The organism is Corynebacterium pelargi, from assembly GCF_014635485.1.
In the GTDB taxonomy this organism is placed as follows: domain Bacteria; phylum Actinomycetota; class Actinomycetes; order Mycobacteriales; family Mycobacteriaceae; genus Corynebacterium; species Corynebacterium pelargi.
The window spans coordinates 62,897-86,345 of record NZ_BMCX01000002.1 but is presented as its reverse complement, the minus strand read 5'-3'; the positions used below and the strand labels follow the sequence as shown (position 1 = coordinate 86,345).

The following is a 23,449-nucleotide window of genomic DNA, read 5'->3' as shown; positions in this document are numbered from 1 at the left end:
GGTGTCTAGTTTTTACTTCTTGGAAGCGAACACGCGCTTGACTTCGGCGCCGAGGTTCTCATCCACCTGGCTCCAGTACCAGTAGCAGCGCTCCTCAGTTTCAGCGGAAACGCCCTGCATGGCATTGGTGATGTTTTCTACCAGGTGCTCGCGCTGCGTCTCGTCGAGCACCTCGCGGTAGAGGATGCCGGGCTGGATAAAGTCGTCATCTTCCGGGTGCTGCACATAGGCTGCGCGCACCAGGTCCGTGCCATGGGGATCCGGATTGACGTAGAGGTCGCCGGCTTGGCCGAAGGTTTCACCAGAGTTCGAGGTCTCGCCGTTATCCAGGTAGCCTGCGCCCTTTTCAAAGCGGTTGGGGCTATAGGTGGGAGCATCGGCGGGGTTGAACTCATAGGCCATGTGCCCCTCGTGGCTATAGGTGTTCACCGGGTTCACGGGGCGGTTAATGGGCAGTTGCTGGTAGTTCGAGCCGATGCGTGCGCGCTGCGCATCTGCGTAGGCAAAAGCGCGGGCCATGAGCATGCGGTCGGGTGAAAGGCCAACGCCTGGCACCAGGTTTGCCGGATCAAGGGCAAGCTGCTCAATTTGGGCGAAGAAGTTCTTCGGGTTGCGGTTCAAAACGAAGTACCCGACGTCGATAAGCGGATAATCCTTCTGCGACCAGGTCTTGGTCAGGTCGAAGGGGTTCCAGCGGTAGTGCTCGGCCTCGTCATGGGGCATGATCTGCACCTTGACGTCCCAGATGGGGTAATCGCCGCGCTCGATGGCGTTGAAGAGGTCTTCGCGGTGGTAGTCGGCGTTCTTGCCGGCCATCTCCTCGGCCTCTGCATCGGTGAAGCAGTCCCAGCCCTGGCGAGACTTGAAGTGGTACTTGATCCACACCGGGGTGCCTTCTTCATTGATCCACTGGAAGGTGTGGGAGCCGAAGCCGTCCTGGTGGCGGGAGGTCTTGGGGGTGCCGCGGTCCGTCATCAAGTAGGTCACCTGGTGCGCGGACTCTGGGGTGCGGGTCCAGAAATCCCACTGCATATCTGCATCACGCAGGCCGTTGGCGCCGAGGCGCTTCTGGGAGTGGATGAAGTCGGGGAACTTGATGCCGTCGCGCAGGAAGAAGGTGGGGGTGTTATTGCCCACGATGTCGTAATTGCCGTCTTCGGTCCAGAAACGAAGCGCGAAGCCGTGAACATCACGCCAGGTATCTGGGGAGCCCTGCTCGCCAGCCACGGTGGAAAAGCGTGCGGCCATGGGGGTTACGGTGCCCTTTTGGAAGAGCTTGGCCTTGGTGTACTGGGATACATCTTCGGTGATGTGCAGCTCACCAAAAGCGCCGTGGCCCTTGGCGTGGGGGTTGCGCTCCGGGACGCGCTCGCGGTTGAAGTGCGCGAGTTTTTCAATCAGGTGCAAGTCATTGAGCACGTTGGGGCCTTGGGCACCAGCGGTGATGGAGATGTTTTCGCTGGGTACGGGCTGGCCGCCAGCTCGGGTGGTGTGGCTGGCTGCTTGGGTGCGCTCGCCCTGGTTGAGGATTTGATCGGCGGCGGATTGTTCGTTCTGGGACATCAGCATTGCCCTCCTAAGGGTTTTCCTATTGATGTGCGTTAATTGATAACTTACACCTTGTCACCTCCGGCTTCAAGCGAAGCGATGGGATTCACATGGAATTCCTAGGCAACACAGCGCTTGCCCAGCAAAGAGCGGCGCGCCAGAGCGGCTACCCCCATGAAAAACTCAATCGGAAGTTTGACTGCTAAACTCACACACACCATGGATGCTCAGCAGCAACATAATGACGACGCCGTCACGGCACTGGCTTTGAAGGCCGGCCGTGGTGATCGTGCTGCCCTCAGCGAGTTCATCCGTGCCACCCAAGGCGACGTATGGCGCCTGCTAGCCCACCTCGGCGGCACCGCCATTGCCGATGACCTCACCCAGGAAACTTATCTGCGAGTAATGAAGGCGCTTCCGCGTTTCGCGGCGCGCTCCTCTGCTAGAACCTGGCTGCTTTCCTTGGCGCGAAGGGTGTGGGTGGACAATATCCGCCACGATATGGCGCGCCCGCGCAAGTCCACTGCCGAGGTGGAAGACATTCAGCGCAGCACCGCGATGGAATCTAAGTGGTCCGAGTGGGTCGATGTGCGCATGCTCATCGACAGCCTGCCCGAGCAGCAGCGCGAGGCGCTGATCCTGACCCAGGTGCTGGGCTATACCTATGAAGAGGCGGCCAAGATCGCCGATGTTCGCGTCGGCACCATCCGCAGCCGCGTTGCACGAGCCCGCAAGGAGCTCATCGAGGCGCATGGCAGCGGCCAGCAGCAGGCCTCTTTTGGCGCCTAAGCCCGATCGAAACGGTGTTACCTAGCGTTACACGCTACCCCCGATAGCTACCCCCGCTATTTTGGGCGCTTTTATTCGCTTGCTTTGAAATTCAAGCAGCCCTGCCCGCGTGCGCTATGCGACACAACGCCGCGCAGTGCCATCGCTCACAGTATTTTCTTTCAGCTACTGAAAACGTGTATTTCTCAAGCTCATTCAAAAGTTTGAGCTTTGCGAACATGTCACGCAAAATATTTTTGTAGCAGAATGAGCATATTTTTAATATAGCCTCAAACTTATTGCATAAAAGTGGCTCCGCCTCGACATAAAATAAGATGCCGAGACGGAGCTTCACTTAGCAAAACAGCGCGCGGTGTAAAGTTCACCTGGAGTTCAATTAAGGCGCTGACCTGCACAAATGCTCACACTTAGGAGAAAAGTGGCGCCAATTCCTGTCGAATGACCAGTTTTTTACTCTCTGGCCTATTGCGTTAAAAAAATGGCGATTTTATAATCAGCTCACGTCATCCTGAATTCCAATTCCATTCCACAGGAGACGTAAGTTCATCCCACTCATCTCAAGGAGAGATTCATGAAGATCCGCAAGATTGCGAGCGCCGCACTCCTTTCCATCGCTGTTTCCGTTGCCGGTGCAGGCCTTGCCAACGCAGACGAAGTGGCTCCCGTAGAAGCCCCCGACACCGCTGTAAGCACCGAGGTCGAGGCTCCCGCTACTGAGGCACCAGCCGATGAGGCTGAGCCCACCGAGGAGGCACCTGCCGAAGAGCAGCCCACCACCCCGGTGCAAAAGCCTGAGTACAGCTCCTCCGACAAGGCAAACGCCTTCTCTTCGGAGATCACTCCCGACAACGCCACCAGTGTATTCGGAAAGATCGTCGATCTTGTTGCAGCGATCCTCGGTTTTGTGGCAAAGGTCGCATAAATCACTCGTTTTCTTCACTAGCACCAAGGAGACACGCTCATGGGAGCAACTGAATACCCAATGGAAAATGTGCCGTTGGATCCCGTACACGATCCCATCCCGGTAACTCACTGGTTCCAGGAGATCGGACCGCACCTGCTCGATGCGATCCAGGCAATGCTCGGCTTCGCCACCGGCGTGGTGTAACACAAGGAGCGTTTCTCACATGAAGGCCAAATCTCTCATCGCCGCCGGAGCTATGGCAGCAACCATGGCGCTCGGAGCACAAGCGGCCGTGGCGGCACCTTTTGATCCACTCACCTCCTCCACCGACGGCCGACCCTGGTGGGATCCCACCAAGGTCATTGAGGTGCCCGTGAATCCGGGTCATGCCGAAGGCCGCGTGGATAGTGTGAAATTCACGGATCCTCAAGGTTCCCACACCGTTCAGATGGTGCCCAATGCACCCACCCAGGCCGTGATCCAGGCAGAAGCCTCCGGGTTTACCCCAGGGCTGTACTACACCGTCCGCGTCACCTTGCGTGAAGCAGGAACCGGCGCAGACTGGGGCGTGTACACCTGGCTTACCTACAAGGCCACCAATGAAGGCAAGCTTCATATCAAGCTCAACACCTACATCCCCTCCCGGGCGAAGTCCGGGGAAAAGGTGGTAGCAGTACCAACGGTGTATAGCGCGAATGATGTGCGCCAAGATGGCCGGCCAAAGAAGCAAGACCCCAAGTGCGTTTTGGAATGCAAGCGAGTTCCTCCGCTTGCCGCTTGGACCAATTACAACGATCCCCAGGCAACGATCACCATCGGCTAGTGGGACATTCCCCTCAACGAGAAAGGACCTCACATGGAGGTTGGACCTGCACCATTTCCCGGTTACTTTGACCAAGATGCAGCACAGTTTGCTGTGGCCATTGTCAAGGTCATCCTTGGCAGCATCGGTCAAATCCACGGCGTGATGTAACACGCCCCCGCGTGAGATTCACGCACAACACACTGTAGACACACCAAAGCGCTCCCCGATTCTTCGGGGAGCGCTTTGATTTCGCTACTAGACCAGAAGCTCTGCAATCTGGATGGTGTTCAAGGCGGCACCCTTGCGCAGGTTATCGCCTGAAACCACGAGCACCAGGCCGCGGTTATCGTCCACCGACTGATCCTGGCGGATGCGTCCCACCAGCGAAGGATCAATGCCAGCGGCATCGAGCGGCGTTGGGACGTCGACAAGCTTGACACCCTCGGCATGCGCAAGGATTTCCTCGGCACGCTCAGGGGTAATGGCGCGGTCGAATTCGGCGTGGATGGTAAGCGTGTGACCAGTAAAGACGGGGATACGCACGCAAGTGCCGGCCACTTTGAGCTCAGGGATGCCGAGGATCTTGCGCGACTCATTGCGCAGCTTCTGCTCCTCGTCGGTTTCCTTGGAGCCATCATCTACCAAATTGCCAGCGAAGGGCAGGGCATTGAAGGCGATCGGCTTGACGTAGGGGCCGAGATCATCAGTCTCAAGCACCGAACCATCGTGGGTGAGCTCCACGTCGCGGTCGCCGATCTCGGCGGTTTGCTTCGCCAGCGCCTCCACACCAGCGAGGCCAGAACCGGACACTGCCTGGTAGGAGGAAACGTGCAGGCGCACCAGGCCGGCCTCATCGTGCAGAGGCTTCAGCACCGGCATCGCCGCCATGGTGGTGCAGTTGGGGTTGGCGATGATGCCCTTGTGCAGATTGCGCACCTGCTCAGGATTGACCTCGGAAACCACCAAGGGCACTTCCTCGTCCTTGCGCCATGCAGAGGAGTTGTCCACCACGGTGGCGCCTGCCTCGGCAAAGACCGGAGCCCACTGCTTGGAGGTGGAACCACCGGCAGAAAAGAGCGCAATGTCGATGCCACGGAGGCTTTCAACGTCTTGTTGTGTGAGGTCTTCTACCTCTACCTCTTCGCCCTTGAAGGTGAGCTTGGTGCCGGCAGAGCGCGGGGAGGAGAAAAAGCGGATGCTGTCGAGGGGGAAATCGCGGTCTTCGAGCAGGGCACGCATAACGCGACCCACCTGGCCGGTGGCCCCTACTACTGCAACAGTGGTCATGTGAGTGTCCTTTTAAGTATTGAGGTTTAGCGGCCGGTGCCTGCGTACACGGTGGCCTCGGTGTCGCCGCCGAGCTCGAATGCCTCGTGCAGCACGCGGGTGGCTTCGTCCACGTCGGATTCGCGGATGAGCACCGAGATGCGAATTTCGGAGGTCGAAATCAGCTCGATGTTGATGCCGGCATCGCGCAGCGCCTCGCAGAAGATGGCGGTGACGCCGGGGTGCGACTTCATGCCGGCGCCCACCAGGGATACCTTGCCAATTTGATCGTCGTAGACGACGTTTTGCCAGTCGTTCTTGGCCTGCAGGTTGCGCAGCAGCTCCATGGCGCGCGGGCCGTCGGTGCGGGGGCAGGTGAAGGTGATATCGGTGCGGTTATCTTCCAGCGAGGAGATATTTTGCAGCACCATATCGATGTTGATCTCGGCATCGGCGAGTGCGCGGAACACATCGGCGGCGGCACCGGGGGAATCCGGAATGCCAAGGACGGTAATTTTTGCTTCGGACTTATCGGTGGCTACACCGGCCAGCACTGCTTCTTCCACAGGAATATCCTCCATCGAACCGGCGACCAGGGTGCCGGGGTCATTGCTATACGACGAACGCACGCGCAGCGGCACACCAAAGGCGCGCGCATATTCAACGCTGCGGAGCACAAGAATTTTGGAGCCGACTGCGGCAAGCTCCAGCATCTCCTCGAAGGAGAGCTTTTCTAGCTTCTGCGCATTCGAGACGATGCGCGGATCGGCGGTGTACACGCCATCGACATCCGAATAGATTTCGCACACGTCGGCATCGAGCGCGGCAGCCAGCGCCACAGCGGTGGTATCGGAACCGCCACGGCCCAAGGTGGTGACATCGCGGGACTCACGATTCACGCCCTGGAACCCGGCCACCAAGCAGATCTTGCCCTCGTCGAGCGCCTCACGCACACGTCCGGGGGTGACGTCGACGATGCGCGCATTTCCGTGGCGCTCGGTGGTGATCACGCCCGCCTGCGAGCCAGTGAAGGACTGCGCCTTCGCACCAAAGGATTCAATGGCCATCGCCACCAGCGCATTCGAGATGCGCTCACCGGCGGTCAATAGCATGTCCATTTCACGCGCCGGAGGAACGGGGTTCACTGCGGCGGCCATATCCAGCAGGTCGTCGGTGGTATCGCCCATTGCTGAGCAGACCACGACCACGTCGTTGCCTTTCTTCTTAGTAGCAACAATGCGTTCAGCTACGCTGCGGATGCGCTCCGGGGTCTCCAAGGAGGAGCCACCATATTTCTGTACGACAAGTGCCACGGGCATTGCCCTTTCTATCCCTACATGAATGTCGGCTTCATAGCTTACAGCCCTTCGGCGTGGTCAAGCGAAGTCGAGCCCCATTTAGCCGTTATAGTAAGGACAATGTTGGGAAATCTTCTTGCAATGGCGTTCGCGCTGCTTTCAGCCATCACCATCGCCTGGGGCACCGTGGTTCGACACCGCATTGCAGAAAACGCTCCCGCAGGAGGATCGCCCTTCCTTCAAGCTATTCGACGCCCAGCGTGGTGGGCCGGCACCTTCCTCGCATTGGCGGGCTATGGCTTCCAAATCATTGCCCTTGGCTTCGGCGCTCTGTTGGTCGTGCAGCCGATCCTGGTGCTTTCTTTGATGTTCACCCTGCCGCTTTCGGCACACTTTGATGGCCGACGCATCTCCCGCGATGAATTCCTTTGGGCCTTAGCCCTCACCGTGGCCGTGGCCGTGCTGGTGCTGCTTGGCCGCCCAGAAGCCGGAGATCCCCAACCACCACTTGAGCGCTGGATCCCCGCGATGATCATCGGCGTGGTGGCGCTGGTGAGCCTGGAGCGCTATGCCCAGCGCCAGATCAGGAATGAAAAGGCACTCTGGCTCGGTGTGGTCACCGGCGGTATCTACGGCTATGTGGCCGTGCTATCGAAAGGCACCGTGGACATCTTCACCCACGAGGGCTTTGTTGCCCTGCTCACCGCATGGGAGGGCTACACCCTCTTGGCCGGAGCCATCATTGGCACCGTGGTGCAGCAATATGCCTTTAATGCTGGAGATCTGAAGAACTCCTTGCCGGCGATGACGATTCTGGAACCCATCGTGGCATTTGCACTTGGTTACGCAGTGCTGGGAGAGAAGTTCCAAGTCAGCGGCTTTAACTGGTTCTTTATGGCGCTGGCGCTGGTCACCATGACCGTTTCCACCGTGGCGCTTTCAAGGAAGGGCGTTGGGGCGCATAAGAGCTAGACGGCCATCTTTGTAGATGGCCTTCTTTCTAGATGGCCCACTGGAATATGCCCACCATGTAGGCAGAAATCATCGCGCCCAGAAGGCACCACAGCACCATTACCCACGTGGGCAAACGTCGAGCCAGGGGGAGCAGCAGCACCACGGCGGGGAGCAGTAAGCGCGGACGCGAGTGCATGATCCCATTGGAAAGCAGCACATTGGCGCTGATGGCTAGGCCAAAAAGCCAGAGGTGCCAGTCGAGGAACCCGGCGCGCGCCCACCACGTTGCCACGGGCAGGGTCAGAAGTGCTGCGAGGATGATGGCGCTGCTGATGATGTAGCCGGGATTGCTGTGCCAGGTGCCAAGCCAGGTCAAGGTGGCGCGGCCGAAGTCGAAGCCCGAATCCCAGCCCTGCTCCTGCATACCGAAGTAGCCGCCCACCTCGCGCGTATGCCAGGAGGCCCACAGCAAATAGCCCACCGCGGGCACAGCGGCCAAGGCGCACAGCACCCAGGCTTTGAGGCTACGGCGGTGATACACCGCCACGCTTGCTGCCAGCACCAGCCAAAGATCCACCGCCGTAAGCCGCACGAGCCCCGCCAACGCGACGAGCAGGGCAGCGGGCAGGAGGCGGCGTTGGATCAAATACACCAAGGCCCAGAGCGCGCAGGCTAAAAAGAGGCTTTCGGTGTAGACCATGGTCAAGGTGATTGCCATGGGTGCGCCGAGAAGAAGCAGGGCAGCGTTGGGTTGCTGGCCGCTTAAGCGCAACATGGCCATCGTGGCGGCGACACCTGCGATACAAGAGATGAGCACCCCCACCCCCGCATAACTTATGGGCAGGAGGGGAATCCAGTGCAATGCAGCGAATACCAGGCGAATGGCTAAGGGGTAGGCGGGGAAGAATGCCAGGCGTTGCTGGTAGATCTCTGGATCGGCAGCACCGGAGCCATCTGCGCTGAAGTAGCCAAAGCGAGCGATTGCCACATATTGTTCGCCATCCCATTTGGCCAGGTAGTCCACGGCGTGGGAGGGATTCATGGCCAAAAGCAGCCCAAAGCGAACGATCGCCGTGGCAAGGAAGAGCCAGGTTGCGAGGCGGAGTTCGGGTGTGAAGGCGCGAGCCACACGATGGGTGAGCGTGCGCCCGTAACGTTGGGCAGTAGGCATCAGCAGCAACTGTAGCCTTTGGCGTTGAGGCTTGGCGGGCAGGCGCTAGCTCCGTATTTTGGGATAGTTTGTCTCATTTCTGTGCTAGGGTGTGAGACATGCAACGCGCGGACCTATTGCTTAGTCGCCGCGGCGGGCCCTCCTTCTAACACTGAGCTGGCTCCCGTCGCGGAGTTTTCGCTTTCGCCGGCTCAGTCACCATCAGCTTTTAGCACAAGACTTGAGGAACCATCATGAGCCGAAACGACACTTTCTTCTCCGCCCCACGCTCCATCGAAACCCCAGCAGGCGACTTCAACCCAGGCCAAGCACACTGGAATAAGCAGCGTGGCTCCAACATGGCGACGGCGCGCTACCAACCATTCCATGAGGAAGTAGAAGCCATCGATTTACCCGATCGCACCTGGCCATCCAAGCGCATCGAGGTCGCACCCCAGTGGTGTGCGGTGGACCTGCGCGACGGCAACCAGGCGTTGATCGACCCGATGAGCCCCGAACGCAAGCGCCGCATGTTCCAATTGCTGGTGAAGATGGGCTACAAGGAGATCGAGGTGGGCTTCCCCTCTGCATCTCAAACCGACTTCGACTTCGTGCGCGAGATCATTGAAAAAGACATGATCCCCGAGGACGTCACCATCCAGGTGCTGGTGCAGGCTCGCGAGCACCTGATCCGTCGCACCTTCGAGGCCTGCGCCGGTGCCAAGAATGTGATCGTGCACTTCTACAACTCCACCTCCAAGCTGCAGCGCAAGGTGGTGTTCCGCAAAGACCGCGAACAGGTAAAGAAGCTGGCTACCGATGCCGCCGAATTGATCAAGGGCCTGGCCAAGGAATACCCCGGCACCAACTGGCGCTGGGAGTACTCACCCGAGTCCTATACCGGCACCGAATTGGAATACGCCAAGGAAGTCTGTGACGCAGTAGTCGAGGTCATGGATCCCACCCCGGAGCAGCCGATCATTATCAACCTGCCTTCCACCGTGGAGATGATCACCCCCAACGTCTACGCCGATTCCATCGAGTGGATGCACCGCAACCTCAACCGCCGCGATTCCATCATCTTGTCCCTGCACCCGCACAATGACCGCGGCACCGGCGTTGCCGCCGCCGAGCTGGGCTACATGGCTGGCGCCGACCGCATTGAGGGCTGCTTGTTTGGCAATGGTGAGCGCACCGGCAACGTCTGCCTGGTCACCCTGGGGCTGAATATGCTCACCCAGGGCGTGGACCCCCAAATCGACTTCTCGGATATCAACCACATCCGTCGCACCGTCGAATACTGCAACCAACTGCGCGTCCCGGAGCGCCACCCCTACGGCGGCGACTTGGTCTTTACCGCTTTCTCCGGTTCGCACCAGGATGCTGTGAACAAGGGTCTGGATGCCATGGCTGCGCGTGTGCGCCCCGGCGCGACCCACACCGATGTGGCTTGGGACGAGCTGCAAAGCGAAACCTGGGAGGTTCCGTACCTGCCCATCGACCCGAAGGACGTTGGCCGCGATTACGAGGCAGTGATCCGCGTGAACAGCCAATCCGGCAAGGGCGGCGTTGCCTACATTATGAAGACCGACCACGGCATTGCCCTGCCTCGCCCCATGCAGGTGGAGTTTTCCTCTGTGGTGCAGCGCGTAACCGACGCCGAAGGCGGCGAAGTGAACTCCAAGAACATGTGGGACATTTTCGCCACCGAATACCTGGAGCGTTCCGAACCGCTGGAGGCGTTGAAGATCACGGTGCGCGGTGATGAAAACGCCCAGGTTGAAGCGCAGGTGCGTTTCCGCGGCGAGGAAGTCAATATCTCCGGCACCGGCAATGGCCCTGTGGCCGCGTATTGCAATGCGCTCGAATCTTTGGGCATTGATGTTGAGGTGCAGGAATACTCGCAGCACGCCCGCACTTCCGGTGACGATGCCGAGGCCGCTGCCTATGTGCTTGCCGACGTCTCCGGCACCCCAGCGTGGGGCGTGGGCATCGCAGGTTCTATTACCTATGCATCCTTGCAAGCCGTGACCAGCGCCGTAAATCGCGCTGCTGCCGCACCTGCTGTAACCGGCGGCGTATAAACACTCGCCTCCTACTTTTAAGCCCCGGCTTCGGCTGGGGCTTTTTTCAGTGTATGGCGAAGAAGTGTATGGCGAAGCGCCCGGCTCCTTTGTCGCTTTTTACGCGAGGAGGAACCGGGCGCTTATTGCTGCGTTATTTGCTCAGCAGCTTTGCGGTGTTTAGGACTGCTTGCGGCGACGGCTGAGCAGGATTCCGCCACCTACCAGTGCCAAACCAACCACGACGATGCCGAGGACAGAAGCGCCGGTATTAGCAAGGTTGCGGTAAGCGGGCTGCTGCTTGTCTTCCGTGGCGTGGCCAGTTGCCGCGTCATTGGAGGAGTCGGACTGCTGATCGTCCTTGGTGGCAGCACCGTTGTCGTCCTTCTCGTGTACCACTACCTCCACGGTCTTTTCAGACTTGGTGCCATTGGAGGCCGTGACTGCGAGGGTGATGTGATAGGTGCCAGCTACCTCAATGTTGACGTCGCTGGAAACCACCTTGATGGAGCCAGTGAGGTTGCCGTCAAGGGTGGAAGACGCCGTTGCGTGCAGCACTGCGATCGGATCATCGAAGTTGATGCCGACGTTCAGGTTTACTACAGCCGCAACGAAGATATTGACCGATGCATCGACGGTTTCGTCCTTGGGCTTGACGTGCACGTCCACCGTCTTTGTGGTGCTTGCGCCTTCGGAGTCAGTGACCTTGAGGGTCACACGGTAGTTGCCGGGGGTCGAGGTGTCGACGTCGTTGCTTTCTACCTCGATCTTGCTGGTGAGATCACCGTCTTCTGCATCTTCAGCGGTGGCCTTGAGCACCTCCACCACATTAGAGAAGTCTGCATCCTGCTCGATCTCGACCTGCTCAGGCCCCGTGATCACTGGGGCTGCGTTGATCTTTTCCATCTTGGGCAGGTACTTGACGGTCACGATTGTCTCGTGACGTGCACCGTTGCTGTCCGTGACGGCGAGGACCACCTCGTAGGTGCCGGGCTTATCCGGATTGACATTCGAGGAGACGGGCTTGATCTTATCGGTGATGTCGCCATCTTCCGCGTCAAACGCGGTGGCCTCCAGGCTGTCAATGGTGAATTGAGTGCCAACAGTGTAGGTGGTGGGCCCATTGATGGTGATGCTGGGAACCTCGTTGATCGGCTTGTTCGCGGTGATGGTCACCGGGACGACCACCTTGGTGGTCAAGTTACCGCTGTCGGTAACTTGGTAGGTCAAGGAATACTCACCGGGTATGGAGGGATCCACTTCGCCCTCGATGATCTGAAGTTGATCGGTCAGATCGCCATCTTCAGCGTCGTTGGCGACCACCTCAAGGCGATCTGGCGTAAAGCCATCGTCAATGGTGTACACCATAGGGCCGTTGACCTCGATGGTCGGAGCCTGGTTCGGCTCGTCGGAAGCCGTGACCTTCACATCCACGGTCTTAGTAACGCGCGCGCCAAAGCTATCAGCTACCTCGAACGTGACTTGGTAATCACCAGGCTGGCTGGTGTCTACGTTGCTGCTCAAGACAGTGACGTTGTCGCTGATGTCGCCATCTTCCTCGTCATAAGCCTCAGGCTTGAGATTTTCCAATGGCTGGAAATCGAAGTCTTTCGGGTAGGAAGTAGGTCCCGCGATCGTGATCTTAGGGGCACGGTTGATCTGGGATGGGGCGACGGGATCAGGATCCTCGCTAGGCGTTTCAGATTCCTCGCTGGGGGTTTCAGTCTCCTCAGCGGGAGTCTCCTCAGCGGGGGTCTCTTCGGCCGGAGTGGATTCCTCAGAAGTTGGGTCTTCGGTGTCGACCGTCGAGGAATCTGAGTCGCTGTCGTTGTCGTTGTCATCCGTATCCGCAGGAGTTTCCTCAGCGGGGGCCTCGGGCTCTTCGGTAGGGGTTTCTACCGAGGTATCAGCGGGAGCTTCGCTTGAGGCTTCCGGTGCAACAACTTCAGAGGCTGTCTCTTCAGCCTCTACGGCCACCGCATAGGGGGCAAATGCGGCTCCGGTGGCAAACATGAGTGAGGGGGCAGCAATAGCAGCGATAGCCTTGGCGCCAAACCTTCTAGAATTCTTGGACATACTTCCGGCCTTTCTCGGAACCTGATGGAGGGGGTCAATTTCAAGGCTAGGCACCGCACACTCTTTTTGCCACCGGTAGTAATTAAATTCGGGTTTTTTAGCAAAAGTAAACCTGCTATTTTTCCATCGTAATAGCCTTTGAACTGGTCTTTTTAACAACGTTAGCGAATCTACTACTTTTTTACTATTTGGCGCCACACCCCTACCGCTCCCCCCTTTGTCTGAGGAGTGAAAAACGCGACGTAACTTCGTTTTCAGTCTTGTGCCTTTTGCACAATTGGCCCCTAAAACACAATATGCATATTAATAATTATTTCAATGCTTTCAACGGTGTAATTCTCAGGTGCCAGACCCCAAAACGAAGCCACGCTTGCGTCAAGTGCACTGCTCAAATGAGAAACCCAGCCAGCAAAAGCCCGCAAGATACCAAGCCACACCAGAGCCATTCTTTAGCCTGCACAGAGGCAACAATGAGCCCCACGCCGGCGGCAGCGTGCACGTTCCCATGACGTTTCGCGCTCAATCACAGGTCTTCTTTCCACATGACATGGGAAACTGCACACACCAGCCAAAGCAGCCAGCACAAACTGTTGCTTTATCCCCGCGTGTACCCCTCTTGAGCGCCGTTGCGCTGTGTTGCTTCGCGCACCGATACACTAGCCCCATGAGTGATGAGCAGCGGAGTGAACAACAGGCGCAGCGTCAAGGCAGGCGCCGTCGGGGCGGGCGGCGCCGTCGGTCCAACCGCAGTAGCACTCAACGCAGCGATAACTCCAATAACTCCGCTCAGCAGAACTCCAAACAGCAGTCCAATGCCAGCGCGCAGAAGCAGCAGCGCAAGAAGCAAACCACTCCCAGCGTGGACCGTGAGGCCATTGAGCGAGCCCCCTATGTGGCGCTTTCGGTGCGCAGTTCAGGGATTCACCCCTCCACATCGCGTTTGGTCAGCATCGATGCTGTGACCTTTTCTGAAGATGGTGAGCAGGTGGAGCAATTCCACGTGGTGCTCAATTCAGGCAAAGACCCAGGCCCATATCACCTGCACGGCTTGCATGAGGATGAGATTGCTCAGGGCAAGCGCTTTGGCGAGGTGCTCAAGCGCGTGGACAAGCTCATCGATGGTCGCGTCCTTTTGGTGCACAATGCCCCTCGGGTGTGGGGCTTTGTGGTTTCGGAGGCACGCCGCGCAATGGCGGAGGCCGCACGGGCGAATCGGCAGCGTGGCCGCCAGCAGAAGCGGCGGCAGCGTGTAGGCCATGTGCCACAACCTCAAGAGATCGTGGATACCTTGGCCTCTGCTCGCAGGCGCGGATTGCAGTTTGCTGATACCCGCGTGCTCAATGTGGCCAGGGAGTTAGGCCTTGAGGCGCCACCGGCACAAGCGAGCGTTGCGCGCACCAAGCTCAGCGAGGCCGAAACCAGCCGGGAAGAAACGCTCATGATCGCCCGGATGTTCTTTGTGCAACGGGCCTGGCAGTTGCTCGCGGTGCAAACACCTGAGGCGTTGCGGGCCGATAAGTTTGGTTTGCAGCGCTCAAGCGTGCGCATCGATGCCACCCACGTGCCCCGCGAATACGAAAACCCAGGCGTGTACACCCCGGAGCGCGGTTTGGTGCAGGGCATGGAAGTGGTGGTGGCCCCGGAGATCGCGATGGATCCAGACGTGATCATTGAGGCCGCGGTGCGCGAGCACTTGGCGTATAGCGAGAAGCTGACGCGCCAGACTTCGGTGGTGGTGTGTAATAAGCGCCAGGATTTGGTGGGCAAGGCGATGCACGGGGACAGGAAGGGCATTCCGCTGCTGACAGATGAGGAGTTTTTGCAGGCCTGTCAGCATGTGGCGGAGGGTAAGCCCATAAAAGACTAGAATTGCTCGGCATGACGTTTCCTTCTGTGTCTTTTGGCCGGATTCGCAGTGCCCTGGCTGTGTCTGCCGCGAAGCTTGCCACGCAGGCCTCACGTGCCACGGGCCGGGGTTCTGGTGGCATGATCGGCGGGCTGATCGCCGAGAAGATCGACCCCAACATCATGCTTTCTTTAGGTGGCGATCGCCCGGTGGCGCTGGTGACTGGCACCAACGGCAAGTCCACCACCACCCGCATGTTGGCTTCTGCCCTGCGCACCAAGTACACGGTGGCAACGAATGAGGGTGGCGACAATATGGACGCCGGGATCATTTCTGCCCTGTTGGCTGGCCGCGATGCTTCCCATGTGGTGCTTGAGGTAGATGAGCTCCACGTGCCGAAGGTGGCCGAGCGCCTGAAGCCCCAGTGCCTGGTGCTGCTGAATTTGTCGCGCGATCAGCTCGACCGTGTGGGCGAGATTAACAAGATTGAGCGTGCGCTGCGCGAGTGCGTGAATGCGCACCCGGATATGACGGTGATTGCGAACTGCGATGATGTGCTCATCACTTCCATCGCCTTCGATTCCCCGAATGTGGTGTGGGTTTCTGCCGGTGCCGGCTGGCTCGGCGATGCTGTCTCTTGCCCGCGAACCGGCGGACATATCGTGCATGATGGTTCGGATTGGTATGCCGTCAAGCCGCTTGCCGACGGCCGGACGTTCCGCCGCCCAACGCCCGCGTGGGCGATCACGCCCGAAGGTATCCAGCGCGCCGAAGATCAACCCGTGGCCTTGAACTTGGCCCTGCCCGGCAATGCCAACCGCGGCAATGCCACCCAGGCCGTTGCCGGTGCTGTGGAGCGTTTCGATATTGCTCTGGATCAGGCTGTGGCCGCGGTGGAAACCGTTGATGATGTGGCAGGCCGCTACTCCACCATCACCTTGGGCGAGCACCAGATTCACCTGCTGCTGGCCAAGAACCCCGCCGGCTGGCAGGAGGCTCTTTCCATGGTGGATCGCAGCGCCGATGGTTTGGTTATTGCGGTCAATGGCCAGGTGGCTGATGGCGAGGATCTCTCCTGGCTTTGGGACGTGAAGTTCGAGGAGCTAGAAACCCTGGCGGTGAAAGCCTCCGGGGAACGCGGCACCGATTTAGCCGTGCGTCTTAGCTACGCCTCCGTGCAGCACGAGCTGGTCAAAGACCCCGTTGAAGCCATCCGGGCCTGCCCGCCCGGCCGTGTAGAAGTGCTGGCGAATTACACCGCCTTCCGCGATCTCAAGCGCGCGCTCGAAGCCAAGAAGGAGGCTTAAATGCTCACCATCGGACTCATCTTGCCCGACGTCCTTGGCACCTACGGCGATGATGGCAACGCCCTCGTGCTGCGCCAGCGCGCCCGTATGCGCGGCATTGACGCCGAGATCCACCCCATCAAACTTGGCGAGGCTGTGCCTGAATCCCTCGACGTCTATTGCGTCGGCGGCGGCGAAGATACCGCCCAGGTGCTCGCCGCTGAGCACTTGCGTCAAGATGGCGGCCTGATCCGCGCCGCCAACGCCGGACGCCCAGTGCTGGGCATTTGCGCAGGTTTGCAGGTGCTCGGCACCAGCTTCCGCGCTTCTGAGGGCATCGTCGAAGGCGTTGGGCTTATCGACGCCACCACGGTCTCCCTAGAAAAGCGCGCCATCGGAGAGGTGCAATCCACCCCCACTGGCGCGGGCATTACAGCGGAACTCAACCAGCCGCTCACCGGCTTTGAAAACCACATGGGCGCCACCCTCATCGGCTCTGATGCGCAGCCGCTAGGCAAGGTCACCAGGGGCATTGGCAATACGGATGACTTTGGCGCCAAGGACGATAGCGCACAGGTGGGCGTAGAAGGCGTGGTGCAGGGCAATGTTGTGTGCACGTATATGCACGGCCCGGCGCTGGCACGCAACCCCCAATTGGCCGACCTTTTGCTTGCCCGCGCGATGGGCGTCAGCTTGGCAGAGCTTGAGCCCTTAGAGATTGAGGTGGTGGCGCAGCTTCGTAAGGAGCGAATGCGCTAAAGCTTCAAACGTCCGCTCAGCGCCCTGGATAAGGTCAGTTCGTCGACAAACTCCAGGTCGCCGCCAAGGGGCATGCCGGAGGCCAGACGCGAGATTGTCAGATCCGGGAAGTCCCGCAAAAGACGCGCCAAATACGAGGCGGTGGCTTCGCCCTCGGTGTTTGGATCGGTGGCGATAATCACTTCGGTGATGCGCGGGGGATCGTCGAAAAGCGGCTGTTCAGGGGTGGAATCCGCCAGCTCGCGGTCTTGCACCACCTCGCCGATGCGCTGCAGCAACTGGGTGATGTTCAGCTCGCGCGGGCCAATATTTGCCAGGGGATCGAGTGCGCCACCGAGCACGTGGTAGCGGCCATTGAATTCGCCGGTGCGCTCGATCACCTGAATATCCTTCGGCTCTTCCACCACACAGATCAGGCCGCGGTCGCGGGAAGAATCGGCGCAGATGCGGCAGACTTGCGCGCGAGAGATATTGCAGCAGATGCGGCAAAACGTCACGCCATCGCGCACGGCCCCAAGGGCTGCTTGGAGGCGCTCAATATCCGTGGGCTCCACGTGCAAGAGGTGAAAAGCGATGCGCTGCGCAGACTTCGGGCCCACGCCGGGCAGGCGCGAGAATTCATCGATCAAGTCTTGCAGCGGGCCTTCAAACACGGCGCGATCCTTTCCAGTGTGCAGCAATAAGAAAACGGCCAGCCAGGCGCTGGCCGTGAACTCGGTGGGTTTAGAACATTCCGGGCATGGTGTCGAACATCTGCTGCACCGGGCCCATCTTCTGCTCTGCGAGCTCGCCAAGCTTGGTGTGCGCATCGGCGAAAGCACCCATGATCAGATCCTGGAGGGTATCAACATCCTCCGGGTCTACTACCTGCTGATCAATGCTGATGTTGCGCATCACGCCGTTGCCACCAAGATCGATGCTGACCAAGCCATTACCAGCGGTGCCGGTGACGGTGGACTCAAGAATCTCCTGCTCAGCAGCCTTCAACTGCGCCTGCATTTGGGCTGCTTGCTGCATCAATTCATTCATATCGGGCTGAGACATATCTCCATTGCCTTTCAAGTGTGCTGTTATCAGTTTCGCTCGCGCCAAGTGTACTAGACAGCCCCTAGAGCGGCTTGGCGCCCAACTCCTGTCCGAGCAGATCCATGGCCACCGTCAGCGCATCGCGATGATCGGCGCTTCGAGCGCCATCGCGAACCTCCCGCAGCATCTCTTCTTCTTCCTGCTCGCGGCTGTGCTGCTCTGGTTCAGGCTGCTGGGGTGCAGGCTCGGGCTGGGGTTCGGGCTCGGGCTGCTGAGGTTCGGGCATCCCCTCGTCTGGGCCGTAACCATAGAAGTCATCAGGCTCGGGCGGCAAGGGGCTGCCATCAGAAAACGTGGCTGGGGCCGCCGGTGCCGCAGGTTCGGGCTCAGGCTCCGGCTCTGGCTCGGGCTCCGGTGCAGGTTCGGGATCGGCATTACGCCCAATCTGCACTGGGGTGCCCCAACCGTCGTCTGCTTCTTCTTGCTCAGGCTGTGGGGATTCGGCGGGAGGCTCAGTGGGTGCCTCGGGCTCACTGAACCCCGCGTCTTTTGGGCGCTGCCCCACCACGCATTCCACGGCGACATCGCAGCCAGTGATCTCTCGGATGGCCTCTACCACCACGGCATTATTGGAAGGATCGTTCAGCCTTGCTGCCAGCGCCCCAGTGTTATGGCCAATGACTAAGGTGCCTTCGCGTTGGCCAAGCACACGGGCTTCGGTGAGCATGATGCCTGCCACGGCCTTCTTCTGGTGCACGAGTTTGCGGATCTCTGCCCAGTGATCGCGGGCGAGCTGCTCTACATCCCGCTGTTCTTCCGCCGCGGGCTCGGGTTCCGGCGCAGGCTCGGGTTCCCGCACGGGCTCAGGCTCAGGCTCTGGTGCAGGCTCCGGCTTGGGCTTCTGCGTCGCAGCTTCGGCCTGTTCACGCTGCTGGCGTTCGCGCTCCTCGCGGGCGCGACGCAGGGCTTCGCGGTCGTATTTGCTCTTGCGCGCAGGCTGCGGGTTTTCTGCCTGCGCAGAGGCCGGCGCCTCGGGGGCAGCCACTGCCGGGGTGTGGGCGCCGAAGAGCATTTTGGCACAGAGAATTTCCAGCAAGAGTCGGGGTGAAGTGGCTCCCCTGAGGTCGCTGATGCCCTCATTGACCATCGCCGCATAACCTGCGATGCCGCCTTCGGGGAAGGCGCCGGCTTGTTCTTTGAGCGTTTCGTGGCGGTCGGCGGGTGCGTCGACAAGCCCGGAGTCGAGTGCTTCCGGCACGGCTTGGAGCACCATGAGGTCACGCAGGCGATCCAATAAGTCGGCGGCGAAGCGGCGGGGATCAATGCCGGCCTCGATCACCTCGTCTACCACTGCGAACATGCCCGCCTTGTGGGTGTCGGCGAGGGCTTCCACGGCGGCGTCGATAAGCGAATCATCGGTCACGCCGAGCAACATGCGGGCGGTGTCGTAGGTGAGGCCGTCCGGGCCGGAGCCGGCGAGGAGCTGGTCGAGCACCGAGAGCGTATCGCGCGGGGAACCACCGCCGGCGCGGATGACGAGGGGGTAGACGGCGTCGTCAATGTGGGCGTGCTCGGCGGCCGCGGTGCGCTCAATGAGGCCGCGCATGGCCTGCGGGGTGAGCAGCCGGAAGGGATAGTGGTGGGTGCGCGAACGGATCGTGCCAATCACTTTTTCCGGCTCGGTGGTGGCGAAAATGAAGATCAGGTGCGCCGGTGGCTCCTCGACGATCTTGAGCAAAGCATTGGCACCGGAGTTGGTGATCATGTGGGCTTCGTCGATGATGAAGATGCGGTAGCGCGACTCGGCGGGGGCGTACATGGCGCGGTCGCGAAGCTCGCGCATATCCTCCACACCGTTATTGCTGGCCGCGTCGAGCTCAGTAACGTCCAAGGTGCCAGGGCCGTTCGGGGCCAGCGCCACACATGAGGGGCACTTGCCGCAAGGAGTAGCGGTAGGCCCCTCCGCGCAGTTCAGAGAACGCGCGAGGATGCGCGCAGAGGAAGTTTTGCCGCAGCCACGCGGCCCAGAAAAGAGGTAGGCGTGGTTGATATTGCCACTATCCAGGGCACGCGAAAGCGGGACGGTTACCTGTTCTTGCCCCACAACCTCCGCGAAAGAGCCGGGGCGATACTTCCTATACAAAGCCACGGACTAAACACTACCTACCCACCACCGATTTGCTCCCAGCGTGGGGAGAGTATCACCCGAACAGCCCCCATCGCAGCAGCTCAGCGCTGCCAGTCAAGCAGATCAACGCCCTGCTCACTTAAGGCCTGCTGCAAGGCCGGCACACCGTAGGTGACGGCGTACTCGTATTCTTCATCGCTGAGCAAGACTAACTGCAGCATCACCACGAGGCGCCCGCCTTCGCTAAAGCGCGGCACTTGCTCGCCCCATACATAGGGCACCACGAACACACCGTGGCGCACCGAGCAGCCTTCGAGCTCCAAACCAGGGATCATGGTGCCGGGCTGGGCGGGCACCATGCCCAGCAGCTTTTGGTTAAAGGCAGCAAGCTTCGCGCTTACCTGCTGCAAAGCGCTCACCGCCACCTCTGAAGAAACACGTCCCACCGTGAAGATCTCACTGCGGATATCAGCGCCCTCATCTTCGGAGTGCAGACCAGTGTCTACCTCGTTGAAGTTCAAGGTGGTGGCCAGTAGTTCACCACCGAGATCTGAGACGGCTACGCGCACCCCACAACCGGGCTCAAGGGGAACCTCTTCAAGGTTGCCGGGGAATACGCCCTGCTGCCAAAGCAGCGATGCCTCTAAGTCCATGTGGGATGCTCCTGGTGGGACGTCGACAAGCGTTAAGCAGACTCAAGTGCTGCAAGCAACACGCAGGTGGCAAAGCCATCCATAGCCACCTCAAGCTCCGAAACAGGAGGCAAGGAGGGGGCGAGGCGGATGTTTTCGTTGTTCGGATCCTGCTTCAGCGGGAAGGAAGAACCGGCGCCGGTGAGCGAAATGCCGGCCTCGCGGGCAAGCTCCACCACGCGCGAAGCCGTACCGGGCACCACATTCACGCTAATGAAATAACCACCCTCAGGCTCAGTCCACTCAGCGGCACCGAAGGGAGCCAGGCGCTCATTGAGGATCTCAAGCACACGAGCGAACTTCGGAGCCAAGCTGCCGGCGTGCTTGCGCATCTGCTCGTACACGCCCTCGGGGCCGCCGAAGAACTCGACGTGGGCGAGCTGATTCACCTTGTTCGGGCCGATGCCGCGGATATTGGCGTGCTCGGAATACCAGTCCAGGTTCTCCTTCGAAGAAGCGAAGAAGGCCACGCCCGCGCCCGCCAACGTGATCTTGGAGGTGGAGCTCATGAACCAGAAGCGATTCGGGTTGCCGGCCTCAGCGCTCATGCTCAGCACATCGTGGACTACGGGGAAGGTGTCGGTGAGGGTGTGCACGGCGTAGGCGTTATCCCACACGATGCGGAAATCAGGCGCCGCGGTTTCCATGGAAGCAAGCTCGCGGCAGATCTCCTCAGAGAAGGTAATGCCCGTGGGGTTGGCGAAGACGGGCACCGTCCACATGCCCTTGACCTGCGGGTCTTTCACCAGCTCGCGCACCACGTCCATGTCCGGGCCGTCTTGGTTGAGCGGCACGTTGATCATCTCGAAGCCGAAGTGCTCCGTGATGGAGAAGTGACGGTCGTAGCCGGGCACGGGGCACAGCCACTTGACCTTGTCTTCCTTGGACCAGGGGCGCTCAGAATCGTTGTTGCCCCAGATATAGGACCAAGAGATCAGGTCAAACATGATGTTCAGGCTGGAGGCATCGCCGGCAATAATGTTTTCTGCCGGAATGCCGAGCACCTGGGCCCACAGGTTGCGGATTTCTTGAATGCCGACCAGGCCGCCGTAGTTGCGCGTATCCACACCAGATTCGGTGCGGTAGTTCTGCCCCGGCAGATCCAGGAGAGCAGTGGAGAAGTCGAGTTGCTCGGAAGAGGGCTTGCCGCGCGTGAGGTCGAGGTTGAGGTTCTTGGCCTTCAGATCCTCGTATTGTTGGCGAATTGCCTCAGCATTCGCTTGGAGCTTTTCCACATTCAACGCGGCGATAGTCATAGGTAGCCCTTTCCTCTTTGTTTGCACTGGGCTTTAGTGTAACGGCTCCCCCGCCCATTAAAAAGGGACTCCGCACACCCGCCAGAGCCCACTGACCCTTGCTGCATTCCTGCCCTGGGGGAGTTCATGGGATAAGCGCCATGCGAAGTCCTGCCCAAGACAATAGCGCAGCATCGCCGCATTTGCCATTTCGCTTCTTTTTCTTTAGCTTTTCGACGCCCAAAGCCCCCACCACCAGCCATTTTGCATCAGGGCGATCCGTGAGTACACTAATCCCGGTACGCACTTCGCGCGCCATTGCGCAAGAAGCGCTCACGCTGGAGGATTCGACTAGCGGCCTATGTCACACGCCTGGAACGCGTGCGGGTTTCACGACCCTCGTGGGTTCAAATCCCACATCCTCCGCCAATTGAACACCCGCACTAATAAGCTTGTTGGTGCGGGTGTCCATCACTTTTAGCGAGTTAACACACCCAAGAGCGATCAAGAAGGTCACAATTTACCCAATAGCTCTTCAATCTATCCTTTCGTTGACCTACACTGAAACCACCCACCCTACTACCAAAGTGGGTAGATCAGCACATCTCAACAGCGGACTATTTACCTTTGCCATTATTGCAAGTTAAGTTCGATAAGGAGCTGCCGAAATGAGCTACAGTGACCCGACCGTAATCAGCAACAACATCCTTAGGCGTGCGTTTAATGACGAAATTGCTATCTCACCTTTAAAACTTCAGAAAATCATGTACTTTGTCGCAAGCGAGTACGCGAAGGTAACCGAAGAGCAGCTCTTTGAAGAGCGGTTTGAAGCTTGGCGTTATGGCCCTGTCCTTCGATCCGTCTATCGAGAATTCCAACCGTTCGGCGGATACCCAATTACAAAGTATGCAACACAGGATGCACTCGGCAATTCGTTTGGAGTGAATGAAAGCACTAACCCAGAATTGCGTGTGGCACTCGACAAAGTTTGGGCTGCGACACGCGACCTAGGCGCGATCAAACTTTATAAATTGACACATGCGGAGAATTCAGCGTGGGATCGAGCTAGGAAAAACGAGCAACGGTTCATCGACCCAAACGATGTGACTATAGATGACACCTACCAGAACGAATTGATGCTGCCGCCTTACACAGCATCGCCGGAGAGTCCTAGTCGCGTAAACGGAGACGTTGGGGAGTAGATTCTTGTCGTCAAACAACCAGCCTCAGCCGACCCCCGACCCTATTGATTCTGACGATTCGCAACCCGACACTAGAACAGACTCCAGTTCCGACTTAGTACCCTATCTCAACCCCGACCCCCATTCAGATAGCAATGCTCTGCCAGGTATCCAAGCCTTCCATTCCCTGGGGAGCATCGCACCTTTCATGACATTGTGGCAACTTTACGCCGGTTATCACTATCCTGAAGAAAGCGACGCGATTGGTAAATACCATTGCTTTACAAGTGACCATAAGTGGGTTGTCAGACTCTGCTTTGCAGTGGATTTTTTGATTCGCGTAGTTCTGGTTTTGCTCGTTTTGGTAGTTATTCTCAGAGGCCTTTCACTGTGGCCTTTAATCCCTCAGGGGGAAAATCCTCAAAACTAATTCAGCGCTCTTC

The 23,449-nt window shown here is 59.2% G+C and carries 20 protein-coding genes, 1 tRNA gene and 1 other RNA gene; 11 read left to right on the top strand and 11 right to left on the bottom strand.

The genetic code is table 11. The features are described 5' to 3' along the window. Positions 1-12 precede the first annotated feature (12 nt). Entirely contained in the window at positions 13-1,563 is a 1,551-nt protein-coding gene (locus IEU99_RS04075; protein ID WP_128890628.1) for a catalase, read from the bottom strand. 204 nt (positions 1,564-1,767) lie between these two features. On the opposite strand from IEU99_RS04075, the gene IEU99_RS04070 reads away from it, so the two are divergent. The 4 genes from IEU99_RS04070 (at position 1,768) to IEU99_RS04055 (ending at position 4,064) form a co-directional block, all read left to right on the top strand. Then, positions 1,768-2,337 (top strand): RNA polymerase sigma factor, encoded by a 570-nt coding sequence (locus tag IEU99_RS04070; protein ID WP_128890890.1) that lies wholly within the window; start codon positions 1,768-1,770, stop codon positions 2,335-2,337. Between the two features lie 571 nt (positions 2,338-2,908). Beyond that, complete coding sequence (locus IEU99_RS04065; RefSeq protein WP_128890629.1) at positions 2,909-3,259, top strand: hypothetical protein; 351 nt, start codon at positions 2,909-2,911, stop codon at positions 3,257-3,259. A 39-nt stretch (positions 3,260-3,298) separates the two neighbouring features. Further along, positions 3,299-3,445: a hypothetical protein gene (locus tag IEU99_RS04060; RefSeq protein ID WP_164931201.1), complete on the top strand. Its 147-nt coding sequence runs from the start codon at positions 3,299-3,301 to the stop codon at positions 3,443-3,445. Positions 3,446-3,464: 19 nt separating this feature from the next. After that, the gene (locus IEU99_RS04055) at positions 3,465-4,064 is read left to right on the top strand and encodes a hypothetical protein (RefSeq protein ID WP_128890630.1); all 600 of its coding nucleotides are present in this window, start codon (positions 3,465-3,467) and stop codon (positions 4,062-4,064) included. A 237-nt stretch (positions 4,065-4,301) separates the two neighbouring features. Here IEU99_RS04055 and IEU99_RS04050 read toward each other — a convergent pair whose 3' ends face one another. After that, complete coding sequence (locus tag IEU99_RS04050; RefSeq protein ID WP_128890631.1) at positions 4,302-5,333, bottom strand: aspartate-semialdehyde dehydrogenase; 1,032 nt, start codon at positions 5,331-5,333, stop codon at positions 4,302-4,304. A gap of 26 nt (positions 5,334-5,359) precedes the next feature. After that, a complete protein-coding gene (locus IEU99_RS04045; protein WP_128890632.1) occupies positions 5,360-6,625 on the bottom strand; it encodes an aspartate kinase in 1,266 nt (421 codons plus the stop codon). Positions 6,626-6,730: 105 nt separating this feature from the next. Here IEU99_RS04045 and IEU99_RS04040 point away from each other — a divergent pair, with 105 nt between their 5' ends. Beyond that, the gene (locus IEU99_RS04040; RefSeq protein WP_128890633.1) at positions 6,731-7,582 is read left to right on the top strand and encodes a DMT family transporter; all 852 of its coding nucleotides are present in this window, start codon (positions 6,731-6,733) and stop codon (positions 7,580-7,582) included. A gap of 28 nt (positions 7,583-7,610) precedes the next feature. Here the strand turns inward: IEU99_RS04040 and IEU99_RS04035 are convergent, their stop codons facing one another. Next, positions 7,611-8,735, bottom strand: coding sequence for a putative hexosyltransferase (locus IEU99_RS04035; protein WP_229718387.1), 1,125 nt, complete (start codon positions 8,733-8,735; stop codon positions 7,611-7,613). 233 nt (positions 8,736-8,968) lie between these two features. Between IEU99_RS04035 and leuA the strand changes: the two genes are divergently transcribed. Next, positions 8,969-10,798 (top strand): 2-isopropylmalate synthase, encoded by a 1,830-nt coding sequence (leuA, locus tag IEU99_RS04030; RefSeq protein ID WP_128890634.1) that lies wholly within the window; start codon positions 8,969-8,971, stop codon positions 10,796-10,798. Positions 10,799-10,957: 159 nt separating this feature from the next. On the opposite strand, the gene IEU99_RS04025 is transcribed toward leuA, so the two are convergent. Further along, entirely contained in the window at positions 10,958-12,853 is a 1,896-nt protein-coding gene (locus IEU99_RS04025) for an immunoglobulin-like domain-containing protein (RefSeq protein WP_128890635.1), read from the bottom strand. A 664-nt stretch (positions 12,854-13,517) separates the two neighbouring features. On the opposite strand from IEU99_RS04025, the gene IEU99_RS04020 reads away from it, so the two are divergent. From IEU99_RS04020 to IEU99_RS04010, 3 genes are read left to right on the top strand one after another with little or no spacing between them, the layout of a single operon-like run. Then, positions 13,518-14,720 (top strand): exonuclease domain-containing protein, encoded by a 1,203-nt coding sequence (locus tag IEU99_RS04020; protein ID WP_128890636.1) that lies wholly within the window; start codon positions 13,518-13,520, stop codon positions 14,718-14,720. Between the two features lie 11 nt (positions 14,721-14,731). Further along, positions 14,732-16,006: a Mur ligase family protein gene (locus IEU99_RS04015; protein ID WP_128890637.1), complete on the top strand. Its 1,275-nt coding sequence runs from the start codon at positions 14,732-14,734 to the stop codon at positions 16,004-16,006. After that, positions 16,007-16,744, top strand: a complete 738-nt coding sequence (locus tag IEU99_RS04010; RefSeq protein ID WP_128890638.1) for a type 1 glutamine amidotransferase — start codon at positions 16,007-16,009, stop codon at positions 16,742-16,744. It abuts the gene before it with no gap. On the opposite strand, the gene recR is transcribed toward IEU99_RS04010, so the two are convergent. From recR to ffs, 6 genes are all read right to left on the bottom strand, one after another. Then, a complete protein-coding gene (gene recR, locus IEU99_RS04005; RefSeq protein ID WP_128890639.1) occupies positions 16,741-17,397 on the bottom strand; it encodes a recombination mediator RecR in 657 nt (218 codons plus the stop codon). The two genes, IEU99_RS04010 and recR, sit on opposite strands and share 4 nt — an antisense overlap. A 70-nt stretch (positions 17,398-17,467) precedes the next feature. Next, positions 17,468-17,788, bottom strand: a complete 321-nt coding sequence (locus IEU99_RS04000) for a YbaB/EbfC family nucleoid-associated protein (protein ID WP_128890640.1) — start codon at positions 17,786-17,788, stop codon at positions 17,468-17,470. A gap of 64 nt (positions 17,789-17,852) precedes the next feature. Continuing rightward, positions 17,853-19,919 carry a DNA polymerase III subunit gamma and tau gene (locus IEU99_RS03995; protein ID WP_128890641.1) on the bottom strand — a complete coding sequence of 689 codons (2,067 nt, stop codon included), beginning with the start codon at positions 19,917-19,919 and terminating at the stop codon, positions 17,853-17,855. An 80-nt stretch (positions 19,920-19,999) separates the two neighbouring features. Then, entirely contained in the window at positions 20,000-20,551 is a 552-nt protein-coding gene (locus tag IEU99_RS03990) for a suppressor of fused domain protein (protein WP_128890642.1), read from the bottom strand. 32 nt (positions 20,552-20,583) lie between these two features. Next, complete coding sequence (locus IEU99_RS03985; protein WP_128890643.1) at positions 20,584-21,846, bottom strand: aspartate aminotransferase type Ic; 1,263 nt, start codon at positions 21,844-21,846, stop codon at positions 20,584-20,586. A gap of 58 nt (positions 21,847-21,904) precedes the next feature. Then, positions 21,905-22,001, bottom strand: an RNA gene (gene ffs / locus IEU99_RS03980) — signal recognition particle sRNA small type. A 164-nt stretch (positions 22,002-22,165) separates the two neighbouring features. On the opposite strand from ffs, the gene IEU99_RS03975 reads away from it, so the two are divergent. Both IEU99_RS03975 and IEU99_RS03970 read left to right on the top strand, forming a co-directional pair. Then, positions 22,166-22,254: transfer RNA gene (locus tag IEU99_RS03975), tRNA-Ser, on the top strand. 239 nt (positions 22,255-22,493) lie between these two features. Further along, positions 22,494-23,027, top strand: a complete 534-nt coding sequence (locus tag IEU99_RS03970) for a Panacea domain-containing protein (protein ID WP_128890644.1) — start codon at positions 22,494-22,496, stop codon at positions 23,025-23,027. The last annotated feature ends 422 nt before the right edge of the window (positions 23,028-23,449 follow it).